1 protein-coding gene is annotated in these 248 nt (G+C 70.6%); it reads right to left on the bottom strand.

Translation table 11 applies throughout. The annotated features are described in order from the left end of the window. On the bottom strand, positions 1-248 hold a 248-nt coding region (locus M0638_RS28430), incomplete at both ends, for a virulence-associated E family protein (RefSeq protein ID WP_248670324.1).

Below are 248 nucleotides of genomic sequence, written 5' to 3'. Positions count from 1 at the left end.
CGCGGCTCCCTGCTGCGCCGGCTCCTCGCTGAGCCACCACGCTTCGCCTGCCGCCTCACGGGCTGCCGCCTCGGCCCATAGCTGGTTTCGCCACTCGCGGATCCAGGGCACGTCGGCATGGCGACAGGCGAGTGGCCAGAACCGGCGGTTGCCGGTGGTGTCGCTCAGCCATTCCTCGGCGTTGGTGGTGCCTACAAGGATGCACTGCCTCGGCCGGTTGACGTAGGCCTTGCCGTAGGGCGGGCGGA

Origin of the sequence: Roseomonas acroporae (assembly GCF_023223525.1) — a bacterium.
Classification (GTDB): domain Bacteria; phylum Pseudomonadota; class Alphaproteobacteria; order Acetobacterales; family Acetobacteraceae; genus Roseomonas_E; species Roseomonas_E acroporae.
This window is presented reverse-complemented; position numbering and strand designations above follow the sequence as displayed.